Source organism: Sinanaerobacter chloroacetimidivorans, assembly GCF_018128545.1.
Classification (GTDB): domain Bacteria; phylum Bacillota; class Clostridia; order Peptostreptococcales; family Anaerovoracaceae; genus Sinanaerobacter; species Sinanaerobacter chloroacetimidivorans.
This window is the reverse complement of the sequence record NZ_JAGSND010000003.1, coordinates 332,047-346,421: the sequence shown is the minus strand read 5'-3', so window position 1 is coordinate 346,421 and position 14,375 is coordinate 332,047. Positions and strand designations below refer to the sequence as shown.

Below are 14,375 nucleotides of genomic sequence, written 5' to 3'. Positions count from 1 at the left end.
ATTAAGCCTCCTCCTTTTCCGTAATTGCAGGTGCTGCAGTTTTTTTATCCATAGCAGCACGTTTTTCAGCCAATACGCCAAGACCTTTTACAACGCCGTCAATGATGGCTTCCGGTCTGGCTGCACAGCCAGGGACATAAACGTCTACGGGGATAACCGTATCGATACCGCCCATAATATTATAGCACTCTTTGAAAATTCCGCCTGAAGTTGCACAAATTCCAATTGCGACTACAACTTTTGGTTCCGGCATCTGCTCATAGATTTGCTTTACTACATTAATATTCTGTTCATTCACAGACCCTGTCACGAGAAAAATATCCGCATGCTTTGGATTACCGGTATTGATAATTCCAAATCTTTCTACATCATACATGGGTGTAAGACATGCCAATACTTCTATGTCACATCCGTTACAGCTTGAACCGTCATAATGGATGACCCAGGGAGATTTTGTTACATATGACATTAATTACACCTCCTTAAAACGACATAAAATATAGAACCAGCAGATTTACAAATCCAAGTGTAATGGCTACAATCCAGGATGAATTAATCGCAATCTGCCACTTCATTCTTGCATAGCTGTTGTCGATGAGTATTTCTATAAAATAGGTAACCAGACAAACGAGAACAGCTAAAATTGGGCTCCAGCCGGCAGCATAATCGAAGAAGAGATATACAAAGCCCAACAGGAAGATATTTTCATACCAGTGAGCGATCTCGATCATGGCCATGGTTTTACCGGAGAATTCGGTTGTCAAACCTTTAACAAGCTCCTGATGTGCATGATGGGACATGCTTAAATCAAAAGGTGATTTTCTGAGCTTAATAGTTAGAATAAACACAAATCCCAGAAATATACCTGGCAGGAATTTAATTGCCATGACAGGAGCGGAAACGATATCGGCAATGTTGAAACTGCCGTTGATTACGTAGAAACCTACGGCTGTTATCAGCACCATCGGTTCATATGCCATCATCTGCAGCAACTCTCTTTCAGCACCGATCTGGGCATAAGGAGAATTGGAGGAAAAGGCTGCCACTACCAGGAAAATGCTGGCCAGAGTCAGCGTAAAGATGATCAGCAGCAAGTCTCCTCCCGCAAAGAAGAAGCAACCTGTGATGATGATAAAAATAAGGAAGCACATGACATAAAAGTCCTGAACCTTATTTACCGTGATGGGTTCTTTTTCCATCAATTTGAAAAAGTCATAAAACGGCTGCAGTACCGGAGGACCAAATCTGCCCTGCATTCTTGCAGAAATCTTTCTGTCTATTCCGGCTAAAAGCCCGCCTGCCAAAGGTGCAAGCACTAAATATGCCACAACGCCGATAATACTTGTTGTTAAATTCATTTTACAGCACCCCCCCTAATAAGATTGAGAATGCCGTTATAATAACCACAACTGTGGTAATTACTCCTATTACATTCATTTTCTTTTCGCCAAAATATCCTTCCATGTACCAGTTCTTCAGGGATACGGAAATATCCTTGTCCATGGAACCTTTAAATGTCAAATCGTCACCCATATTGGCACCTGCCATATAAATCGGTACAATCTTTTTATTTGTTTTACCGTAGAACAGCAGCGGCAGAAGAATCACAAGAGCAAGCATCGCCGACATGATGTACATGTTGCTGGATGATAATGCCAATGCTGCAACGGAAGAGTAAATTACCTTTAAGAAAGGTACGATCATAAAGGTTGAAATCACAGGGAACAACAGGCAAATCGCGATAGTCAGTATCGTCAGTGCAGTAAGTACAAGCCATTCCTCTTTGTGAACGCCGCTTTGTATGTTTTCTCTTTTTGCCATGATTGCAACCATTTTTCCAAGCCACTTTGTCCAGTAGAAAAGCGTAGCCGCACTTCCGAATACAATCATCATAACCAGCAGTACGTTTCCGGAATCAACAAATGCTTTCATGGTTGCCCATTTTGAAATCAGCATTCCGAAAGGTGCCAGGAACATGCCGCAAATACCGATGATCATATAGGTTGCAAGTTTAGGCATTCTGCCGAACAGGCCATCCATGTCCTCAATATCTCTGCTTCCGATATTATGTTCTGCAGTACCAACGCAAAGGAATAAAAGTGATTTTGTTACCGCATGGAAGATGATCAGCATAATCGCTGCCCATACTGCCGCATAGCTTCCGATACCTCCGCAGGCTACGATCAATCCAAGATTTGCTACGGTTGAATAAGCAAGAACTTTCTTTGCATTGCTCTGAGAAATGGCAGCAAAGGAAGCAATCAGGAAAGTGATTCCGCCTACCAGCATAGTCATTATTCCCGCAATATTCCATCCTAATACCGGAGCAAGCTTTACGATGAGGAATACTCCAGCTTTAACCATGGTAGAAGAGTGAAGCAAGGCGGATGTCGGAGTAGGTGCCACCATCGCACCCAGCAGCCAGCTTGAGAAAGGCATTTGAGCCGCTTTTGTGATTCCTGCAAAGGCAAGGAGCGCTGCAGGCAAAACCACACTGATGCCCATCATACCCATGGCGAGCATCTGATTTAATTCTAAAATTCCGTAGAATTTTCCAAGTACAACGATTGCAAGTACAAATGCAAGACCGCCCAGCAGGTTCATGATCAGAGCCCTGAAAGAGTTTCTGATGGCTTCCGGTGTTCTTGTGTACCCGATAAGGAAGAAGGAACATAAAGTTGTTATTTCCCAGAAGAAGTACAACCATACCAGATTGTTGGAAACAACGATTCCAAACATAGCTGATAGGAATACAAACATCAGGAAGAAGAATAACGGCCTTCTATCCGGTTGGTCATGGTGATGATGCTGGAAGTCTTTCATATATCCCAGCGAATAGACAGTAATTAAACTGCCGATGATACCTATAATCAGGATCATGATAACAGACAGTCTATCCACATATAAATTGTTTGAAACTTCAATGTGGTGACCTACGTTTAGCTCAAACCAAACCATAATTGGAGTTTGTACTGCCGCAAGAACCGAAGCCAGATACTTCTTGTGTTTGATGCCCAGAATAAATATCATGACTGCCAAACATACTTCAACGGCCATCATCACATAACCGATTGTTTCGTTTTCAAAGTCAAAATATTCTCCGTCCGAACCGAAGTATTGGAATGCAAGATAGATGGAAGCTGCCGCGATAATAACAGCGGAAAGCTTAACAATGATATCTCTTGCAGCATCGGCCTTGAGAACCAAAAGAGCTAACGCAATTACAAATGAAAACACGATTAGAAAAAAAATAATGCTCAATTTAATCCTCCTATTTCTTCTAGTGATGAATAAAAAAATCACCCATTTTTTTGATTTCGTAATTTGCTCTTTTTTTATTTCCCTAGAATCAAAATCATACGTATACATTATACGTCTGGTATATCTAAATAACAAGTATTTTGTCAAATATTTATCATTTAATTTTCATAAATTATCGAAAAATTATGTCTATTAAATCATTTAAAACAAAGGATCTAACGGGCAGCCCCGTGCAACGAAAAAACCGGCATAAACGCCGGTTTTTTCGTTGTATGATTTCACTTTACATTTAGGCAACTTCCTCAGTCATTTTGTTTTCGATTTGCTTTTTGGGTTCTACTTTCACCGCGATGAGTGCGCACAGGATTCCTATAATCAGGAACACCACAGCTGCGATTTTAATGGCAGAAAGCATTCCTTCAAAGCTGCTGAAGAACCCGCTTCCATACTCTTCCAGGTAATAATCCGGTCCCCACTCTCCTTCAAACCATGGAAGCCAGGCCATAGCCAAACCGCCAAGTGCGGCAAGACCACAGAAGATGGAGGAGATTTTCTTCAGATCTCCCACAGCAAGACCTGTTTTGGGATTGACAGGATACTTGACAGGATCCTTCTTGGCAAGTCCGCCATACATCTTCTTCCAGATGACATAAAGGACAGGCCCTGATACGATACCCAGCATACCGCCGATGAAATAATCCGTTCCATTGATAAAGAAAGCAATGAAAGCGATAATACATGGTACGATACAAAGAACACAAAGGAACCCATAGCCGCCCGGAATTTTGAACTTTAATTCTTCCTCCGGAATTCTCTTTCTTAAAATCATTGCAGATATAAAAATCATAACGTAAGAAGAAACCAGCAGGAATACGTCAATTACGACTACTGTGGTAAATGCAAACTGGCAAAGAATAATATTGACAATAGCAACGGATAATACGGCCACATAAGGCACTCCATGCTTCTTATCACATTTTACCAGAATGGGAGGTGCAAGATTGTCATCCGCAAGAGCAAAGAAGCCTCTTGAGCCTGATGCAATATAAGTGTTGTAAATGGAACATTGAGCCAATACGGCTACGATAACAAAAAACAGTCCGAAGGAAGGCCCCCAGAATCTCGTAACAACGTCCGCGTAACCAATGGAACCGGCTTCTGTTCCCCAATCGCCCCATTCGCCCATGGACCCGAGTCCGGCCATGGTTGGAAGAATGTATACGCACATGATCAACGGAACGGTAATCATCGTAGCCTTTGGAATTACCTGAGGATTTTCCACTTCTCCCGCAATGGTGGACATGGATTCGTATCCTGAATACATCCACATACCGAGAGCTATGCCCATTCCTATGTAATAAACCCAGTCGGCAAAACCAATGCCGGAAAGTCCCATGATCTCTCCATCTGCAGTGAACGGGAGGAAGGGATTTTGATTCCAGTTCATGAAACCGCAGATAGCAACCATACCGAATGCCACGATAACGAGAACGGAAAGAATCGTGCTGACGATGCCCACATCTTTTACACCGCGAATATTAATATAAGTAAAAACTAAAATCATTCCAATTTTAAATGCCATTTCGGTACCCCAGGATAAATCCCAGGTATTTGCAACATATCCGCCTGCAAGAATGACATAAAGAGTATTATCAATATAAATCGAAATGGTTCTCCACCAGCCCGCCTGGAAGCCCCAGAATTCTCCGCATGCTTCCTGCACCCATTTGTAATAGCCGCCTTCCTGTGGTCTCGCGGAGCCTAATTCAGATGCTACCAGTCCAAGCGGAGTACTCCAAATAAAGGGGAGAACGATCAGCATTATAAGAGTAAGACCCGGTCCTGATTCCGGAATCATTTCCTCTATACCATAGGCACCTGCAGCACAGAGACAAAAGATCATGAAGACAACCGTTGAAACTTTCATGTTGTGTTTTTTCAAGCCATGCTCCCCAACATCAACGGCAGCTGCGCGCTTTTCAATGTCGCTCATTTGCTATTTTCCTCCTTTAAAAAATAATGTAACGATTCTGCATGATTGTAAAATAGTGTAAAGTTTTATAACAAATTAAAACTGAACATAATCGCCACCTAAATTTTACTTAATTTTCTGAAAACACTCAAGAACCATCTTGCTTAAAAGTTATAACACATTTGCTGAAACCCGCATAAAACGAATAAGCGCTGATGCGGACGACCATCCTTGCCGCATCAGCCCTGCCCTAATCAGATCCCTGCAAAGCAAAAACCACTCTGATGTCAGGCATCATGAGTGGTTTCGCCTAGCGTTTTATGTTTAATTCTTAATCGGGAATTTTTCGTCAAAGGTTACTTCATCAGAACCCAGGGTAACCACCGTTCTGATCTTGCCACGCTTCTTTTGGAGCGCATAGACAGTGATTGGCAGGAAGATCGCGATTAGCGAAATGATAAACACCGGCATTCCTCCGTCTTCAAATACCAGAAGAATCATGGCACCGACCTGCAGAGCGATAGCAAAATATGCAAGTCCCGGATACCATTTTGCTTTTACTGTCAGCACTTCATTCGGATCATATCCCCTCTCCTTCAGCTTCTTTCTGAAGGTTACCTGTGACCAGCAGATACCTACCCAGCAAAGAGTACCGGTAAAGCCGGAGATCCCCAAGAGATTGGCATAAAGAGGAAGACCATTTGCTCCCCAAAGTCCTAGTTCATCAGATGCAAATCCAAGAAGGAATACCAGCCAGATTGGGATGATTGTAAATATGGTAGCATTCTGAGGTGTATTGAAACGATTCAGGTTTGACAGGAATTTCGGAGCCATACCTTCAACAGATAATCCGTATAAAGCACGTACGGTTCCATACAGCCCGGAATTTGCACAGCTGAATGCCGCTACCAGCGTAACGATGGTGAACAGTCCTGCTGCCCAACGCAGTCCATATGCGCCTAAGGTATAAGCAAAGATGGATTCATCCAAACCGGCTTCTGCATAAGGTACAACTAAAGTTAATGTAAATACAGGAATCAAATAGATTAAAATGATACGGAACGCGACTCTTCTGCATGCAAGAGGTACATTAGTAGCTGGATCCTGAGTTTCAGCGGCTGAAAGTCCTACGATTTCCGAACCCTGGAAGTTAACAAGTGTCCAGATCATATATGTGATAATAATGAAGCCGCCTGCCGGGAACAGTTTCTCCACTATTGAACCTTCTCCTCCTCCTAACAGGATCTGAGATCCGATAAATCCGCTTCCATCTGTAAACGGATGAAGGTTTCCGCCGATCACGCCCATCCAGATTCCAACAGCACACAGTACGAATACGGCGATCGCTAAAATCTTAATGATAGCCATAACGGATTCGATGTGTCCAAACCATTTTACATGATAAAGGTTTACAGCTGTCAATAAAGCCAGAGCAACAACACCCCATACAAAGGTGCTCCATGCTTCATTTTCAAAAGGCAAAGTAATAAAATAGTTCATAAATACCGCAGTTGCCAATGCTTCTGACGGAACATAGGCTACCCAGTTTGCCCAGAAAGCCCAGCCGATACCGGCAGATGCAGTATCTCCCATGAATTCTCTCGTATAGGATACAAAGGAACCTCTTCTCGGAATATTTACCAAAAGCTCAGCAAAGGATTGCATTACACCATAAATCGTAAGACCGGCAATGGCATAAGCGATTAATACAGCGCCAGGCCCCATTTCAGAGAAAGTAAGTCCCAGACCCAGGAAGTAACAGGAACCGATGATTCCGCCCAGGGCAATCAAAGAAACGTGCCAGGGCATGATCCCACGGCTAAGGGTACGTTCACTTTTCTCTACATTATTCTTTCCTTGTTCTGTCATTGTTTTTGCCTCCTTTTTCTCACATATCAACTATGATTAGATTTTTTGCATTCCGGTATCTGATTTTATAAAAATAATGATTTCTGACTCTTTAAAATTTTCAGATACCTTATTGCGCGAAAAAGCCTTCCGAAGAATAGCCTATTCTATTCCGTTCCCATTGAATTTGCGATTTTTACATACCTCCCTGTTTACAACATCATTCAGATTTTTGGCTAACTAACTTAACTAAAAACATTATTTCAAGTTCCATGCCAAAGTAAGATATTTTTTGCCATGCTATTTAAATTTTCTGAATTCATATGCAATTTCAACGGAATTGCTTGTACCAATTTTTGTATCTTATCTTATTGACCTGATGTCATTCTTATATCTGGTACTACATTACCGCCGCTTTCTCATTTTTGAGATTTTGCAATCTTAATGATTTGGAAAAGAATTTTTCCTGAAAGAGCTTTCATTAGAGCTGATAGACAAAAATATATAAACCTATTTTACAGGTTTTCCGTAAGAAGTCAACACTATAATCCTTCTCCGTTATTCGCTGATGCAGACGGAGAAGGAATCATAGAAACAGAAGAAGAATGGCGCCCGGCAAACCTAAGATCCCGACAATGACTGCTGTAAATACATTTAACGGGATATGGACGTCCCACGTGGTGCCGATCCAGTTTACCACGATAATGAAAATCCCGCCCAGAATACTGTTGGCGACCAGCCGAAGCATAATCTTAATGGGTACCAAAAACATATATCCGATCACATAAAGGGCAAAAATGCCGATGGCATAGGCCAGTAAGATTCCAAGTTCCGTACTCATTTCCATATTATTCGCACCCCCATTGTATAATTTATGACTTTTATGAATAAAATAGAATATATAACTTGACGAAAGGATGCGAGAACAAATGAGTACACCTTTTGACAATATCATGAATACTGCAAGTAAAGTATACCATCAGGTATTGAATGTACCTTACCCCCAGTCCGAAGACGAACAATTAATCAGCTCCATTAAAACTGCCCAATCCGACTGGCAGAGAGCTGAAGCCCTGTTTCATGAGGCAACGGACCCTGATTTAGTAGATCACGCCATCTACGATATGATGGCTGCAAGAACACGATACAGTTATTTAATAAAAACTGCCAAGGAAAAAGGTCTGCATTGGTAGATTCCTAAACTATAAACTTTCAGGCACCATTCATTTCCATCGTTTTCCTGAAACCGGATTTGTTCACACATTCTGTTCTGTTTCATAAAATGAAACAAAACAGAAAGGGGGAATACGTTGCAATGTTTGAGAATCAAAATCAGTGGTCCTCTACGATGCCACCGCCTGATCGGAACATCCCTTACCCTGTCAGGCAAATGGGTGATCCGGGATTGAAACACTGTATCAATCAAATGACTTACATCTGGTTAAAAAACGGAAATGAGTTTTGGTTCTATCCTACCTTTGTCGGAAGACAAACGATGCTGGGATTTAGATGGAGAAGAATGGGCTGGACACGGGATCGGGTCAATATTAAAAATATCCGCTCTTTTCAGTGTTTCTGATCATTTATCCTCTGTAATCTGAACATTCATACTCTGTAAAATATTCAGTGTTGATATAAAAAAAGAGCGAATTACGAAATCAAAGATTTCTATTCGCTCATGTTGCCTGAGGGCAACAATACCATAGTACTTTCTTCGAAACATACGAAAATATCCTAATAGGTAACGATATTTCCTATGTTATAAAAAATCATGGTGCACAAGGTGAAAATCTTATGCCCATGATTTTTATAAATTCAGCAGACTATTTATTTATCCGATTATTCTATCATATCGGTATGTCGGATTAGGCCTCCCCGGGCTCAGGCATTTTATCGAAAGAAACTTTGACGAAATACTGCTTCCGCATACTGACCTCATTTCCTCTTTTACGATTTCTTCCAGCTTTTCCGGAGACAGTTCAACCCGTGCATTCAGCGTCATTTTCGCTTCTAGCCCGCCTCCCGATGTTCCTCGTAGGCTTAGGGTTTTTTCTTTCCCTGTCAGGTTGCCGACAGAACCGCCCTGGTCTGTTTCTACAAATACTTTAACATGCCCCACCGTTGCATTTAGACGGTCGAATCGTCTGCTCAGCGAGTGAAGAAAGTTTTCTTTAAAATGATCCCAGTCAGTATTTTCGCTCTGCAGCTCTACAGTGGCGTTCAGCCAACCCAGGACTGCTTCCCCTTCCGCATAGATATCGTAATCCACCTCTGCCAGATGGTTTCCTGCATCCTGACGGCGGGTTACCTCTTCGAGCCATTGCTCCAATCCATCTCCTCTCGCTGCACTAACAGTAAGAACCGTGGCTAAGGGCCACTCCCGAGCTGCTCTTTTTTTCAAGGGTCCGATATCTTCCTCCTCTATCAAATCAACCTTGCTGATTAAAATGATATCAGCCTCTTCCAGTTGTTTTCTGATAATGTATGCAGCGCTGGAATGAAGTCCTGAGGTTTCTCCGTCCAAAATATCCGACAAGCGAATCGGGTCTATGAGCACTGAAAGCGGAGCTATTGCAAGATCTTCTTTCATCTTCTCCTTTAACGGCTGCAAGATGGTTGCGGAAAGGTCCGTACAGCTGCCTACGGGCTCAGCGATAATATAATCAACCTGTTTGTCCGAATTCATATGCGAAACCGCATCCATAAGGCCTTCGAAATTACAGCAAAAACAACTTCCGCTTACTTCTGCTACAAATCCGCTTGTACGCTTTAATAATGCCGTATCCACCAATTCGGAAGCCTGATCGTTGGTAATAAGTCCGACACACCTGCCATTTTCGGTAAGCTTTTTAGAGATTTCTCCAAGAAGTGTCGTCTTTCCGGCTCCCAGAAATCCACCGACAAATATGATCCTGGCCATTTTATCCCTTCTTTCTATTATTTTTCCAAACTCACTTGATGAAAATTTTTGGTTCATTCAAGAATCTCTACCTGCAGCAATTCGTAACGGGTCTGTTCATTAGCGGTTCTAATAGGCGTGTAAAGAGCAGCCCGGCCAATTGACCGCCGATACAGGGTGCCAGTATGTAAACGAAAAAAAATCCGCCTGTCTGATCCGGGAATGCCGCAGAACCCCATCCAAAGATCCAGGCTACCATCCTTGGCGCAAAATCCCGTGCAGGGTTCAGTCCGGCTTGTGTTAGCGGCCCGACCAGGCAAATAATGGCAGTTACCGTTATTCCGATAAAAATTGGTGCAAGATTATTATCCGGCCTGCCCAGATTGCATCCCTCAGTCAAAGAAAATATGATGAGTACCAGTAGAAACGTGCCGAAGGCTTCTGCTCCCATGGCCAAGGGCATGGAGATCTCCCATTTTCCGGGCTGCCGATAGTATTCCCCAAAGATCTTTGCAATTTGAACGGATTCTTCTGTGCCTCTTACGATACCATGCACATTTTCATAATTCATAATCACGGAAGAAAACATGAGATACAATGTTAATCCGGCAAAAAAAGCCCCCAGGAATTGAGCGAGGAGATAAACCGGAACCTTTCTCACGGACATTCTTCTGCCGGCTGCCATTGCTAAAGTCACTGCAGGATTCAAGTGAGCGCAGGATAGATGTCGCGTGACATAGATAGCAAGACTTACACCGAAACCCCAGACCAGTGCAATTTGCAGCAGTCCTTGATAAGCGTCAAATAAAACCGATACCGTAACAGCTCCGCATCCGAAGATTACCAGTAAATAGGTCCCTATCAATTCTCCGATAAATTCGCGACTATATTTGATATTACCATCTCCTCACATTTTTTAATACCGGGTCAGATTCCTTACTTTAGTGCCTCTTTTGCATCCTCCACAATTAAGGCTATGGTTTTCTGGTAATCTTCAAGCGTTTTTACCCAGTTGGATAGACAGGATTTCCCTTCCTCCGTTATCTTATAGATCTTTTTTGCAGCCCCTGCACCCTCTACGTTCCATTCAGAATCTACCAGCTGCCTTTCCTCAAGGGCTTTCAAAGTTCGATAAATGCCTGCATTGTCGAATTTTTCATTTTTTAAGGAACTTTTATTCTCAAGCTCTTGAATGATGGAATAGCCATGCAGGTTCTGGGTGGCTAAAAGCGACAGAATACTTGGCTGCAAGAATTTCTCCAAATTATTCCCCTTGCAGGAGCATTTGTCATTCACACTTACCTGACTTAGTCTCTTATATGACATGGTCATCACCTCTTTCTATATATTACCATAAAAATTTTATCTTTCAATCTTTACTATAAAATTTTGTTGATTTTATTTCTCCATTAAAAAAATCATGGAGATGGGCGTTGCTGCAACCTCATTCCATGATTTATTTCTTTCATAAGCTGTTTTTGGTTATTGCTGTCAGACTGGTTAAATATTTGGTACTACAGCTCTCTTCTGCCTTCCATGGCTTTGGATAACGTGATTTCATCCGCATATTCCAGATCCCCCCCTACGGGAATCCCGTGGGCGATTCTGGAAACCTTGATTCCGGAGGGCTTGATCAGGCGTGCCGTATACATGGCGGTTGCTTCCCCTTCAATGTTGGGATTCGTAGCAAGAATGACCTCCCGAATATCATTTTGCTGTAATCTGATGATCAACTGCTTCAGATTGATATCCTCAGGTCCGATACCATCCATAGGGGAAATGGCGCCGTGGAGAACATGATACAACCCATGGAATTCTTTCATTCTTTCCATGGCGCTGACGTCTCTCGGGCTTTCCACAACACAAATAATGCTTTGATCCCTTCCCGGGTCGGTACAGATTCTGCACGGATCTACATCAGTAAGATTGCCGCAGACGGAACAATATTTCATATTCCTCTTTGCATCAAGAATCGCTTCGGCTATAGCCGCCGCCTCTTTATCTTCCAATGCCAGAATATGAAATGCCAGCCTTTGGGCTGTTTTGCCTCCGATTCCCGGCAGCTTTGACAGTTCACCAATTAAATTGCTCAGTGGTTTTGCATAATTCTTCATAGGGGACCCTTACATCATGCCAGGAATAGAGAGTCCTCCGGTCAGCTTGCTCATCTCGCTCTGGGACATTTCTTCAATCTGACGCAGCGCTTCATTTGCAGCAACCATGATAAGATCCTGCAGCATTTCCACATCATCCGGATCAACAACCTCCGGCTTAATGACTACCTTGACAATTTCTTTTTTTCCGTTGGCGGTCACGCTTACAGCACCTCCGCCTGCGGTGGCTTCCACTTCTTTGGTTTCCAGTTCAGCCTGCATTTGCTCCATCCTTCTTTGCATCTGCTGCATCTGCTGAATCTGCTTCTGCATATTGCCTGCACCGCCTCCGGCACTTGGCTTTTTCCCGGCTCTCATGCCTTTTCCCATTGTTCCTACCTCCTATTGTATTTCTATGTTAATTCCAAATTTATTACCGATTTCATCCGCCAGCTCTTCTGCCGTTTTTTCTTCTTCTCTTCTTCCCTCATCAGAGCAGACCAAACACTCCATCCGAAGTTTTCTGCCGATATGCTTTTCCATGATCCGTTCAAGATCCGCAGCGTTTTCCTGTGCATATTTTAAAATCAGGTCACTGGTTGCTTCTATGATAAAGCTTTGATTTCCGACCTCTTTCAGCTTTGTGCCTAAGCGAAGAAGATTGAAACTGCTTTTTAAGCTTTCCCCGTCTTCAAAAACTGCATGCCAGAGCGACGAATAATCCATATCTTCAAGCCCTGCCGGTTTTAGAGGAGAGCCTTCTCCTTGGTTATTATTAGAGACCTCCATGCGGTTTTCAGTCTTTTTCTCCTCAGATACTCCGGACAGTTCCTGCACAGGCTTACCCGTCTTAGACTGCATGCTTACTTGCCGGCGGGGCTGCTCCCGAGGGACAGGATAGGCTTCCTCACCCGTTGCCAGCTTCACCACGCAGAGTTCCAGTAAAATCCTCGGCTGCGTTGACCATTTTGCTTCTGATAAAGTCTGTGAAATTTTTATGATACAATCATTGATAAAGGACAAATCTGTCTGCTCACTCTGCCTTCGCACCCGTTCCACGTTTTCACAGGACATATTCAATATGTCCTCGGGATTTTTTATAAACTTGGTCATCAGCAAGCTTCTGAAATGAGAGACCCAATCCTTCATAAACTGACGGACATCTTTCCCGTCTGCAATGACCTTATCCAAAAGAAGAAGGGCTTCCGCCACCTGGTGTCCAAGGATCAAATCGGTCATTTCCACAAAGATTTCCTCTCCGGCTGTACCCAAAAGCTCCAAAACCGCTTCTCTGGTTACCGATTGTTCTCCTGTGGAAATGCACTGATCCAAAAGACTTAGCGCATCCCTTACGGAACCGTCCGCATTGGCTGCAATAAGGCCCAGGGCAGCATCGGATATTTTGACTCCGATTGTACCGCAGATTTCTCTCATACCCTGTTTCAGAATTTGCTCCGGTATTCTTTTAAAATCCAGCCGCAGGCATCTGGACAGGATCGTTGCCGGAAGCTTTTGCACCTCAGTGGTAGCCAAAATAAACATTACCCGCTCCGGCGGTTCTTCCAGCGTCTTCAGCAGAGCATTGAAAGCTCCGGTAGACAGCATATGAACTTCATCGATAATATAGACCTTGCATTTCCCCGCAACCGGCGGATATTTCACACTCTCCCGAAGTTCCCTGATATTTTCCACACCGTTATTGGATGCCGCATCTATTTCAATGACATCCATAAAAGTACCGTCCTTGATGCTCAGGCAATGGGCGCATTGACCGCAGGGTTTATCATGATCACTGCTTAAACAGTTGACACCTTTTGCCAGAAGTCTTGCCGTAGTTGTCTTCCCGGTACCCCTGGTTCCACAGAATAAATAGGCATGTCCGGTGGTTTCTGTTTTAATCTGATTTCTTAATATTTTTACGATATGCTCCTGGCCTAAAACAGCATCAAAGGTTTCAGGACGAAAAGAGCGGTAAAGAGCTGTATACATATTCCGTCTCCTACTATCAGTACGAAAAATCCTTTGCATAAAAAGTGCCCTTTAGCAGCTTCGCAGGCGATGGAGAAGGCTTGTCTGCGGCACATAAGAGGTTCCGCTTATCGCTGCTTCCTTCCGGACCTGACGAGGTTCACAGATTCTTATTGCGCAGGACCCAAACCATGCCAGGCGAAGCTACTAAAAGGCACCCTATTATTATATTTATTTTAATTGATAAAGTCAATATTTTTATCTGCTATAGAAAGCTGGTATTTCTAACCGTCATAAAAAGCTCCGCTGGCCCTGCTCCCGGCAAATGACCTTG

14 protein-coding genes and 1 other RNA gene are annotated in these 14,375 nt (G+C 43.1%); 2 read left to right on the top strand and 13 right to left on the bottom strand.

What is annotated here, in order from left to right:
* Position 1: 1 nt before the first annotated feature.
* From KCX82_RS07005 to KCX82_RS06980, 6 genes are all read right to left on the bottom strand, one after another.
* Positions 2-469, bottom strand: a complete 468-nt coding sequence (locus tag KCX82_RS07005) for an NADH-quinone oxidoreductase subunit B family protein (protein ID WP_227017735.1) — start codon at positions 467-469, stop codon at positions 2-4.
* Positions 470-482: 13 nt separating this feature from the next.
* On the bottom strand, positions 483-1,358 hold the full coding sequence (locus KCX82_RS07000; protein WP_227017734.1) for a respiratory chain complex I subunit 1 family protein: 876 nt from the start codon (positions 1,356-1,358) through the stop codon (positions 483-485).
* Between the two features lies 1 nt (position 1,359).
* Positions 1,360-3,261 carry an NADH-quinone oxidoreductase subunit 5 family protein gene (locus KCX82_RS06995; protein ID WP_227017733.1) on the bottom strand — a complete coding sequence of 634 codons (1,902 nt, stop codon included), beginning with the start codon at positions 3,259-3,261 and terminating at the stop codon, positions 1,360-1,362.
* 289 nt (positions 3,262-3,550) lie between these two features.
* Entirely contained in the window at positions 3,551-5,254 is a 1,704-nt protein-coding gene (locus tag KCX82_RS06990; RefSeq protein WP_227017732.1) for an APC family permease, read from the bottom strand.
* Positions 5,255-5,557: 303 nt separating this feature from the next.
* Positions 5,558-7,102, bottom strand: coding sequence for an amino acid permease (locus tag KCX82_RS06985; protein WP_227017731.1), 1,545 nt, complete (start codon positions 7,100-7,102; stop codon positions 5,558-5,560).
* Positions 7,103-7,667: 565 nt separating this feature from the next.
* Positions 7,668-7,928 carry a pro-sigmaK processing inhibitor BofA family protein gene (locus KCX82_RS06980; RefSeq protein WP_227017730.1) on the bottom strand — a complete coding sequence of 87 codons (261 nt, stop codon included), beginning with the start codon at positions 7,926-7,928 and terminating at the stop codon, positions 7,668-7,670.
* 82 nt (positions 7,929-8,010) lie between these two features.
* Between KCX82_RS06980 and KCX82_RS06975 the strand changes: the two genes are divergently transcribed.
* Complete coding sequence (locus KCX82_RS06975) at positions 8,011-8,274, top strand: YaaL family protein (RefSeq protein WP_227017729.1); 264 nt, start codon at positions 8,011-8,013, stop codon at positions 8,272-8,274.
* Between the two features lie 122 nt (positions 8,275-8,396).
* Positions 8,397-8,660: a hypothetical protein gene (locus KCX82_RS06970; protein WP_227017728.1), complete on the top strand. Its 264-nt coding sequence runs from the start codon at positions 8,397-8,399 to the stop codon at positions 8,658-8,660.
* 252 nt (positions 8,661-8,912) lie between these two features.
* Here KCX82_RS06970 and KCX82_RS06965 read toward each other — a convergent pair whose 3' ends face one another.
* From KCX82_RS06965 to ffs, 7 genes are all read right to left on the bottom strand, one after another.
* Positions 8,913-10,058 carry a GTP-binding protein gene (locus KCX82_RS06965; RefSeq protein WP_227017727.1) on the bottom strand — a complete coding sequence of 382 codons (1,146 nt, stop codon included), beginning with the start codon at positions 10,056-10,058 and terminating at the stop codon, positions 8,913-8,915.
* A gap of 10 nt (positions 10,059-10,068) precedes the next feature.
* Complete coding sequence (locus KCX82_RS06960; RefSeq protein ID WP_227017822.1) at positions 10,069-10,875, bottom strand: MIP/aquaporin family protein; 807 nt, start codon at positions 10,873-10,875, stop codon at positions 10,069-10,071.
* 41 nt (positions 10,876-10,916) lie between these two features.
* On the bottom strand, positions 10,917-11,306 hold the full coding sequence (locus KCX82_RS06955) for a PadR family transcriptional regulator (protein ID WP_227017726.1): 390 nt from the start codon (positions 11,304-11,306) through the stop codon (positions 10,917-10,919).
* 188 nt (positions 11,307-11,494) lie between these two features.
* On the bottom strand, positions 11,495-12,094 hold the full coding sequence (recR, locus tag KCX82_RS06950) for a recombination mediator RecR (protein WP_227017725.1): 600 nt from the start codon (positions 12,092-12,094) through the stop codon (positions 11,495-11,497).
* 9 nt (positions 12,095-12,103) lie between these two features.
* Entirely contained in the window at positions 12,104-12,463 is a 360-nt protein-coding gene (locus tag KCX82_RS06945; protein ID WP_227017724.1) for a YbaB/EbfC family nucleoid-associated protein, read from the bottom strand.
* Positions 12,464-12,475: 12 nt separating this feature from the next.
* Positions 12,476-14,062 (bottom strand): DNA polymerase III subunit gamma/tau, encoded by a 1,587-nt coding sequence (gene dnaX, locus KCX82_RS06940; RefSeq protein ID WP_227017723.1) that lies wholly within the window; start codon positions 14,060-14,062, stop codon positions 12,476-12,478.
* A 69-nt stretch (positions 14,063-14,131) separates the two neighbouring features.
* Positions 14,132-14,231, bottom strand: an RNA gene (gene ffs, locus KCX82_RS06935) — signal recognition particle sRNA small type.
* Positions 14,232-14,375 lie beyond the last annotated feature (144 nt).

What these genes read in the sequence shown, in the direction of transcription:
- KCX82_RS07005 (WP_227017735.1), bottom strand. Translation starts at nt 469, where the DNA reads ATGTCATATGTAACAAAATCTCCCTGGGTCATCCATTATGACGGTTCA.
- KCX82_RS07000 (WP_227017734.1), bottom strand. Translation starts at nt 1,358, where the DNA reads ATGAATTTAACAACAAGTATTATCGGCGTTGTGGCATATTTAGTGCTT.
- KCX82_RS06990 (WP_227017732.1), bottom strand. Translation starts at nt 5,254, where the DNA reads ATGAGCGACATTGAAAAGCGCGCAGCTGCCGTTGATGTTGGGGAGCAT.
- KCX82_RS06985 (WP_227017731.1), bottom strand. Translation starts at nt 7,102, where the DNA reads ATGACAGAACAAGGAAAGAATAATGTAGAGAAAAGTGAACGTACCCTT.
- KCX82_RS06980 (WP_227017730.1), bottom strand. Translation starts at nt 7,928, where the DNA reads ATGGAAATGAGTACGGAACTTGGAATCTTACTGGCCTATGCCATCGGC.
- KCX82_RS06975 (WP_227017729.1), top strand. Translation starts at nt 8,011, where the DNA reads ATGAGTACACCTTTTGACAATATCATGAATACTGCAAGTAAAGTATAC.
- KCX82_RS06970 (WP_227017728.1), top strand. Translation starts at nt 8,397, where the DNA reads ATGTTTGAGAATCAAAATCAGTGGTCCTCTACGATGCCACCGCCTGAT.
- KCX82_RS06965 (WP_227017727.1), bottom strand. Translation starts at nt 10,058, where the DNA reads ATGAACCAAAAATTTTCATCAAGTGAGTTTGGAAAAATAATAGAAAGA.
- KCX82_RS06955 (WP_227017726.1), bottom strand. Translation starts at nt 11,306, where the DNA reads ATGTCATATAAGAGACTAAGTCAGGTAAGTGTGAATGACAAATGCTCC.
- recR (WP_227017725.1), bottom strand. Translation starts at nt 12,094, where the DNA reads ATGAAGAATTATGCAAAACCACTGAGCAATTTAATTGGTGAACTGTCA.
- KCX82_RS06945 (WP_227017724.1), bottom strand. Translation starts at nt 12,463, where the DNA reads ATGGGAAAAGGCATGAGAGCCGGGAAAAAGCCAAGTGCCGGAGGCGGT.
- dnaX (WP_227017723.1), bottom strand. Translation starts at nt 14,062, where the DNA reads ATGTATACAGCTCTTTACCGCTCTTTTCGTCCTGAAACCTTTGATGCT.